The organism is Prevotellamassilia timonensis (genome assembly GCF_021531665.1).
In the GTDB taxonomy this organism is placed as follows: domain Bacteria; phylum Bacteroidota; class Bacteroidia; order Bacteroidales; family Bacteroidaceae; genus Alloprevotella.
This window is the reverse complement of record NZ_JADYUH010000033.1, coordinates 20,062-27,916: the sequence shown is the minus strand read 5'-3', so window position 1 is coordinate 27,916 and position 7,855 is coordinate 20,062. Positions and strand designations below refer to the sequence as shown.

Sequence of the window (7,855 nt, the reverse complement as noted above, 5' to 3'; positions counted from 1 at the left end):
TATTACAAAAAATCTCACGGATAACCCGTGAGATTTTTTTGTCCGCATAGGACGGCTGATTTCGGATGGTTACTGATTTGCTTGCCGCTCCATGTGCGTGAGGCATTCTCATAGCCGTCGGTGATGATTGTAACGAGAACTCGATCATCGTGATTCACCTTTTGCTGGAGTTCACTGATGCAAGTTCCCATGGCATCATAGAGTGCTGTACAACCAAGAAGAGGATAATCTTCTCTTGTGATGTTGCGAGCTTCAGCAATAGGCAAAGCTGAATAGATACGATTAAGGAAGTGTTCTCCTGCACTGAATGAAGCAAGCGTTACATGCTGTTCAAGTTCTGGGTGCTCCTCCTGTGCCATACGAATAGTAGCAAGAGTTTCATTGACACCTAAAAGTGCCTGTGAATAGATAGACTCCATAGAGCCAGATGCATCGAGGATAACGAGGTTGTAGATCTTCTGAGATTTCATAATTCTGTGATTTAAAATGTTGAACTTCTTGTTTTTGACGGTGCAAAGTTACTTTGCAATCGTCGCTTTCCCAAGAAAAAACATTTTGCAAGACTTGCAAAACAGAATACCAGGTTACCTCACCACACATATCATACCTCCATTTTTGAGTAGAAGAGAGAGAATACTGCTCCATAATGCTCAAAGCCTTTCCGCGTAATGACAAGGTTGTCAGTCTCCTTTACCAAGAGTTCGTTATTTAAGCAATGTTCAATCTCATTCTTATATACTACAGACGCATCTTTGCCAATAATATCAGATAGGTGTTTCATGGATATAGATCCATTGTATGCACCTATTGCTATGTATTTTGATGCAAGCTCCTTTGATGGTAACAAATAAGTGTCGCCACCTTCATAAGTTGCAAATGGCAATAGAGTTCTTATGTCTTTATTTCCTTTCCCTACATTATAGGATATACCATGCTTGCTCATGCTCTGGGCTGAAATACCAAAGCCTTTGTACGACACACCTTCCAACATTCTGCTACGGAGATATGAAGAAAGCCCCCTGTCATTATCATCAAGGGAGAATGCATTTTCTCCAAATCTTGCCTTGTACCCCAACTTCATCAATCCATCATAGTACAAGCTGTATTGTTCATACAGGACTGCTTTTGTTGGAATGTCCTTATTGGCAATCATATTTGTTCTAAGCTCATACAAGGTTACTTGCTGAGGACACAGTTCTGAAATAAGGTTCAAGTCAACATCAATATTTTGTTTGGTTTGTCCTTTCAGTCCATACATCAGGTCAATATTAACCTTGTGAATCCCTATGTTCAATGCTTCTGCAATCCACTTCTTCATTGTAGATGCTTCATTGACCTTACGATGATGAAGACATAGAACAAGATTATCTGTACTCTGTATTCCGAGAGACAATCTGTGTATTCCTGTATCAACCATTGACGCAATCTTACGTTCTGAAAGTGTGTCAAAAGTTCCTTCTATGCTTGGTTCGTAGTCATTAGACAAATCCAAGCCAGAAATGGCAAACCGATATAAGTCCATTAACTTTACGAAATTGTCTTCTGTTAATGCAGTTGGCGTACCTCCACCTATATCAAATCCACGCAACAGAATATTCGGGTATGCCTCTTTGAACTTCCTAATATCAGAATACAACGTATCTATGTAAGCAGCCTGAGCCTTTTCGTCAGGGCAAACCATCCTTGTATATTCACAGAAAGAACACAGTTGGCGGCAGAAAGGTATATGGACATAGAAAGACATCTCCCTTTCGTTATCGAATGGCAGATTCCTTTCAATACGGTAGGATGACCAATCTTCTGGAGATAACGGATAGGACGTATTCCAGATTGGGTTATCCTTTCGCAATAGGTATGTCTCTTCTATGCTCATCAGTAGATGATATTATTGTCATGGAATCCCTGTCTGAGGTATTCTCCATCAAACATCAAAGATGACTCACAATATTGAGGATTAGCGTAATTACGCATGTATATCTCCAGTATCTTCAAATCTTTATTATATAGGTAGTTGCTACACTTACAGTCTTTACCTTGATTCATTGATTTGGTAAAATAGACATGTGGTATAGTATCGATATGAATATCCTCCAGATCTATAAAACGCTCCTTGCAATAGTCGTTGACTTTCATTAGAGCGACAAATCCTATACGTGGAATACCCAGTTCAAGGGCGAAGTCAAGCATCTTTTGAGCTTCCTCAGGGTTATCTATGTAGCCTTTTACTAAGTTACAACTGACATTGAGCTTCTGTTTGTTGACTCCTTCAAACAAAAATGCGTCTTGGGGGATTTTACATCCGTACAGTTCTGAAAGCATTTCAATGTCATAATGATGAAGCGACATACTGATGCTATCCCATCGTGGATGTCGCATCAACTCCTGTGACTGTGAGAGCAGACCATTTGTGTTTAGGTGCAAATGAATATTGTCAAAGTTCTCCTGATGCATGGTTTCAATAATATCTTGCACCAAAGAAGAAACAATTGACGGTTCGCCTCCTGTTATGTTGACTCTATTCACACAGATGCTTTTTGCATTAAGTTCATGTATCACATCCATTAACTTAACGATATTGAAAGGCTTTGAAGTCGCCTTTGCATCTGCATTGCTACAAAACATGCAACGAGCATTACACCCATTCGTCACCTTGACAAACAAGTTGACAGATGGAACAACAGGCCGCCCAGGCTCATCCATGATGTTACACCCATGCGACTTGATAAGTATATCTTTATCAAAGATCACCATCGATCATCCTTTCCTTCTCTGATTATCTGCATGAAACGTCTCTTTTCTCGAAGACCCTTAATTTCAATTCGTCCTTCCCACTCGTGGAAAATAGGTTTAGTTCTCCAGTCTGAAGTCGGAATATAATATCCGTCCTTTTTCACATAATTACCACGGTCAACTTCTTGCTCAATAATAGGTCTTATGATTGCGAACTCGTAACGGTTAGGAAATGCATTTGGACCTTTACCCTCGCCACATGACTTAACATATAGCTCATTACCAGTACAATGTTCTCGATTGTGTCTATCGACTACATACACAGGTGCTGTACCAATCTTGTTCGGGAAGTAAACCTCAGGATGACAAGGACCATCTTGCTGATAGTCTTCTTCTATAACTCTGCGCAATCCAAGTTCATTAACTCGCTTTTCATGCTCTGTGAACATAACTTGTTCCAGTTTGTTGTTGTCCAGTACGCCATTTGTCGTTAGTTCGTTCCAAAGTACAGTCAAACCTCTTCTTACGAAATACAGAGGATAATGGAAGGAATCGTTCATATAATGGTTATCTCCACAGTTCCACCTTCCAGAGCACAAAGCAGTCAGCTCGTATATGAATTGCTCAGAATCCGTATAATGCTTGACATCATTAATCAACTTGGCGATTCTAATGATCTTTGTCTTTTCACGACGACTAAAAACAGCAGAAAGGTCTGAGGAACGTCCATAAATGGTTTCTTCATCTTCCTCGAAGTATTTTGCAAGCTGTTCAATATCCACAAATCCATCTCTCATCAATGGTAATTCATGCAATGAACGCATCATCTCATAACATACGCTTTGATCTACTGTGCCTCGCTTTTCATAGTCCATAATGACTTTATGAAAATCATTCTCCAGAACTCGAACATCTGTGTACTTGTTTCTCTCATTGAGAACCTTGATAATGTCAACAAGTGTCTTTGCTTGTCCATACTTATTGAGTTTCTGGTATGTCGGCATTGGGATTGTGGGAAACAAGTCATTTATGTCGATAAAACTCCATGGAAGTGATACATTGCTCAACATTTGTGCCTTGGTGAACAAGGGAGCAATATCTTCATCTTTAAAACCTGCTATACCGCAACCAATACGAGTCACAAGAAAATGAAGTTCCTTGTGTTCCTCAGCAAATCTAATAAACTCATCAACATACGGTTTGATGGTTTCAACACCACCTTGCATGGTAGGAATTGCATACGAATTACCCTGAAGACCTACTCCTTGACCCCATATAGCACCAAAGCGTTGCATTGCAGCACGTGCTGCACCACCAGCATGGTGTCCTTGAAGATTACTACCAAAGACAAAAATCTCATTTTGAAACAATCGGTCAATCTTCTCGTCTGTGTAAAGGCAAGGGTATTCGTTATTCTCTGGAATAATATATTCTGATTTCATTATAGTTATTATTTTTTCTGTTACAACTTTTTTTAATCGGTTATATCTTATAGTATTTCTTTTCCAACAAATAAAGGAAACATCGCTTCGTCAGTTCTACGTCCGCAGACGAATCATGCAAGTTGATGTCATCTGTCTTGATTCTGAGACATTCTGCCAGTTCAATGAGCTTAGGCCATTTGTAGCCAGACCTTCCTCCACGAGCAGGTAAACGACACAAGTTTGCCGTTGTCTTCATTGTGTCAATCATCGGTGGCCATTGAAAGGAATAAATTCCTTCTCGCCTGGCTGTTGCATTGATGAATCCTTTATCGAAGTCACCATTGTGCGCAATACAAAGGTTGCACTCAATCAGTTCGTCTATAAAATCGTTAAGGACTTCATATCGGTCATACAAATCCTGAGTCGCCAAAAACTCCTCAGTCAAGCCATTAACCTGAATGGCTCCCCATTGCACTCGACGTTTGTCTTCTGGCCATGGGAAGTAATAGTTTGCCTCTCGTACTACATGAAAAGTTTCACCGTCAATGATTTGATATGACAGCTGAAGAATGTCATTATAGTAAGGATTGGTTCCTCCTGTCTCAGTATCGAATATCAGTATTCTCATAAATAGCTTATTAAACCTGCTTTTTTGTATCGTGCGAGCTTTTCAACTATCTCGTCACGATTTTTGTGACCTTGTTCTTCCTGCGCTATGGCTGCCTTGCTTTGACTTTCGCCCTTCTCTATCTGCTCGCCACGAAGCATTTCGTAAGTAACGAAGGTCTTCATTTCACTGTTGCCATCAGAAAGTTCCCGACCTAATGCCACACCTGTAGGGTAAGTACAAAAGATGCCATCGGGATATTTCTCATTGCCTTGAACGTCAGAGTTCAGATGCTGATTCTTGCTTATCCAATCCTTGATAACATCCATCTTCGGCATGTCTAACGGAAGATCTGCACGTTCTCTGTATCTGTCAAAGAAGTGAGGGATAAAGAAACACTTTTCCGCTTTTGCCAATGGATTGGAGTCGAGATAGAGGAATCCAACAAGATGGAATCCGTCCGTCTGCCGATACACCCCGAAATACATATAGTCAAGCATGTGTTGCTTTTTTGTTGTTAACCAATCACGACTCACCATGTATATCAGGTAGTCAATGCCACGATTTCCCTTCACTGTCACAGGAGCAAACACCTTCATACCTTTCGTCTTAGCCTTCTGCATAATCCGAAAGTATTTTGGCTGAAGGTCATCAACCTGATGATGCACAAAGGCTTCATCCTGGTCAAGAACCCTGATGATGTCATTATAGTCAAATGTATCGGTTATTATTGATGGCATAAGGAAGAATGATTATTTTCTATTAAACCAATACCGCTGTTGCAGCGGCACATATCTGACCAGCACAGTTGAGTTCACCATTTTCAAGCATGGTGATTCCAATGGCTTCTGCTTCAGATTCATCTTTAGCTTCTACATAGGCCGAGACTTGTTCGTCGAGATCGCTAATGAGTTCAACCAAGTATGTATTCATTTCTTTAATCCTTTTTGGATAATTCATCGAGTTGTTCTTTCGCCTTGTATATTTCCAAGCGTTCCTTCAGGAACTTGAAAATTGAAGGGTGGACGGAGAACTCATTTATCTTATTCCACCCATCACCCAAAGAGCAAATCAACTCATTGACGAAAGTTTCATCAGGACTCTGATCGCAAACTAATTCACGAACGTGAATCTTATTGTCGATAGAACTAAAATTGCCACTTGGATTCGGACCTGCACAATACATCCACGTATTGGATGAATACTTCCAATAATGAACATTGACGCAAGCACCCAATGTTTCCTCACGGCGAGCGGCTGTACGAAAGTCCTGACCTTGTTTAATGTCAAATTCTTTAGTAACTAAACGCATGAGTTCCCTTGTTACTCCGTCTTCTTTACCTATGACCTTAATATCCTTATAGAACGAATTGTGTTGAACGCCGTTCTTGTATTCACGCATACGTTGCTGGCATAATGCCTTTGCACTTGCTGACTGTACATTATCCATCAATAATTGGTATGCTTCGACTGGTACAATAGTGTCCTTCAATTCTTTCAAGGCACGAGTCATCTCATCTAATTCAGGGAAGATATACTCTTCGGTATCATAAATGCTATACCTGACCCCATCCTTCTCAATGCAATAGATAAAATCCTTGTTATATCCCTTCCTAAAATCAGGTATTTGATATTCGTGCATCTCGAAGTTTGCATCCAGTACTGAGATAACACCTTCCTGAGGTATTTTTTTCTCAATATCCCTATAAGAAAGTTGACCATCATTATCAATAGTCATTTGAGCAAAGTAGTAATCTTTGCTTTTAACTTTACTTTCTGCATAAGTAATAACACAGCCTTTGAAACGTTCAATCATAGCCTGAGGTAAGGTAGATTGCAGACAATTTTCCTTAATCAGAATTTGGCGAAAGATATTTTTGATTGTCGCATCGTTTATCTCCGAACCTATCATTGAGTCTTGCACAGGAATCTGTTTCTCCATAAGATCCAACTTCTCCTGAAGGCGATGTTTATCTTTTGATTTTCGTTTTGCTGTTGACAACTCTGCTTCCTGATCCTTATCGCCAACGATACGAATACATATTCTATCCTTGCCTTTCGTCTTGGAGAATGTTCCTTCAAAGCCAGTCTTAAACAGTTTGTTGATGTATGCTTTTGACTTCTCCTCTATCAAAGCACGACGTTCCTCTACGCCCTCTTCTTTGGTATGACAGGAAATGTCTATCCAGGATGAGGAAAGCATATTACGAACTAATTCGTCTTCGTTCTTGAACTCAGCTTCCTGTGATTGCAATAAATGAGGAGCTTGATAAACAATAGGATCTACGGAAATATATTTAGAGTAAGTACACAGAAATTCATTCAGTACAGAAGAAATAATATAAGCCTGTGATTCCTCCAAATGGCCAATATCACTAAAATCCAAGAATGGGATTCGATTCTTATTGTTCTTTCTGAATATGGAAGGATGATTATAATACTCTTTAGTACCTTTCTTTTTTTGAGACGAGAAGTAAATGCGTTCATCATCAAATTCAAGATGATAAACTAAAGAATCCTTCTTCTTGGAATTTTCTACCTTATCAGCCTCTGCAAATGTGCTAGTATGGGCTTGAAGCAAACCACCGTAAGCAAACTCTAACTGCAAGCCAAGTTCTTCACCTTGCTTTTTTCCTTTATTATACAGGCTACTGCAAGTACCACAGATGAGCTTACCATGTGCGTAACTTAGAGTTTTGTCTTTATTTGGCATCATGGATAGCAGCAGGTTAAGCATGTTGTGTGGATAAATTCCTTCCCTATAGCCTGGGTTGTAACAGATTTGCTTTATCTTAACATTAACCTTTTCAAGTCGTTCTTGAAGCACGGTTGTAGTGATACCTTCCTTTTTTGCCGATGCAAAAAGGAATATGCGATGTTTGGTTGGGGCATCTGCATTTCCTTCTTTGACCATCTTATTGAACGCACAGAAAGAACTATTAGGGCATAGTCCTTCCAATTTACAATAGATACCTAAGTTGTTGTCAAAGTCATAGGCATCGGAGTATTCTATCTTGTACAAGTCGAAATCCTCCAGGAACTCATTCCAGAGGAAATCGACTTTTATATGATTGGTTCTAATCTTTTCCATTGT

7 protein-coding genes and 1 pseudogene are annotated in these 7,855 nt (G+C 39.7%); all 8 read right to left on the bottom strand.

What is annotated here, in order from left to right; genetic code table 11:
• Positions 1–14 precede the first annotated feature (14 nt).
• Positions 15–470 carry a hypothetical protein gene (locus I6E40_RS06820; protein ID WP_235386291.1) on the bottom strand — a complete coding sequence of 152 codons (456 nt, stop codon included), beginning with the start codon at positions 468–470 and terminating at the stop codon, positions 15–17.
• Positions 471–601: 131 nt separating this feature from the next.
• Positions 602–1,744: a radical SAM protein gene (locus I6E40_RS06815; RefSeq protein WP_262910865.1), complete on the bottom strand. Its 1,143-nt coding sequence runs from the start codon at positions 1,742–1,744 to the stop codon at positions 602–604.
• 128 nt (positions 1,745–1,872) lie between these two features.
• Positions 1,873–2,700 carry a radical SAM protein gene (locus I6E40_RS06810; RefSeq protein WP_235386289.1) on the bottom strand — a complete coding sequence of 276 codons (828 nt, stop codon included), beginning with the start codon at positions 2,698–2,700 and terminating at the stop codon, positions 1,873–1,875.
• A gap of 1,043 nt (positions 2,701–3,743) precedes the next feature.
• Positions 3,744–4,172: pseudogene (locus tag I6E40_RS06805) on the bottom strand (hypothetical protein); the annotation flags it as partial.
• 40 nt (positions 4,173–4,212) lie between these two features.
• Positions 4,213–4,782: a 3'-5' exonuclease gene (locus tag I6E40_RS06800; protein ID WP_235386288.1), complete on the bottom strand. Its 570-nt coding sequence runs from the start codon at positions 4,780–4,782 to the stop codon at positions 4,213–4,215.
• Positions 4,779–5,501, bottom strand: coding sequence for a hypothetical protein (locus tag I6E40_RS06795; RefSeq protein ID WP_235386287.1), 723 nt, complete (start codon positions 5,499–5,501; stop codon positions 4,779–4,781). The genes I6E40_RS06800 and I6E40_RS06795 overlap by 4 nt, the downstream gene beginning before the upstream one ends.
• A gap of 22 nt (positions 5,502–5,523) precedes the next feature.
• On the bottom strand, positions 5,524–5,694 hold the full coding sequence (locus I6E40_RS06790) for a hypothetical protein (RefSeq protein ID WP_235386286.1): 171 nt from the start codon (positions 5,692–5,694) through the stop codon (positions 5,524–5,526).
• 4 nt (positions 5,695–5,698) lie between these two features.
• Positions 5,699–7,852, bottom strand: a complete 2,154-nt coding sequence (locus I6E40_RS06785) for a hypothetical protein (RefSeq protein WP_235386285.1) — start codon at positions 7,850–7,852, stop codon at positions 5,699–5,701.
• Between the last annotated feature and the right edge of the window lie 3 nt (positions 7,853–7,855).